At 42.2% G+C, this 675-nt stretch carries 1 protein-coding gene; it reads right to left on the bottom strand.

Going from position 1 to position 675, the window contains the following annotated elements:
• Positions 1-673, bottom strand: a 673-nt coding sequence (locus AC1DWN_RS34835) for a DUF1385 domain-containing protein (protein WP_477563362.1), incomplete at its 3' end; no start/stop codon positions are given.
• Positions 674-675 lie beyond the last annotated feature (2 nt).

The raw sequence follows: 675 nt of genomic DNA, 5'->3' as shown, positions 1-675 counted from the left end.
CTACCGCTGTGGTTCCAGCTTTATTATTTTCACAGTTATTGTAGGGGTGAAGTCTGCTGTATTGCTGTACATTTTTGACTGTTAGTTCTGCTCCTGCTTCATAAGCGCTAATTACTTTGTGTTCTGCGCCATGATATTGAAACAGCCGCTTAATAATCGGCGTCATCGACATAAAATACAAATAAGTAAGCAGTAAAATGATTTTAATAAGTCCTTCTAAAAGGTTATGACCGACCTTGTTCTCAAATACCCCTGAAAACAGTATTTCTTCCAAAGCGGCCGGAACGGCTGTAAATATTAGCTTTCCGAAAATAAAAGACAGCACGCCGGCAACTGCAACGCCAACGATCATACTGAGACTAAAGCCTCCGGACTTCTTCTCTTCTTTTGCAGCCTGTTTAGAATCTTTTGTCGAATCGGTTTCCTCGGCAGATTCATCTTCAGCATAAGCTTCCATTGAAAAGTTTAAATGCTGAGATCCTTTTGCGCTCGATTCAACAATACCTACAACACCGCGAACGAGCGGTATTTTCTTCAAACGCTGGACCCAGGTCTGAGTCGTGCGAGGCACCTCATAAAATACGATTTCATCATTTTTTCGTCGGACCGCAGTTACGTTAACATGTTTGCCAGCAAACATAACGCCTTCTATAACCGCTTGTCCGCCATATATAC

The organism is Paenibacillus sp. P4_A7 (assembly GCF_056402455.1).
This window is presented reverse-complemented; position numbering and strand designations above follow the sequence as displayed.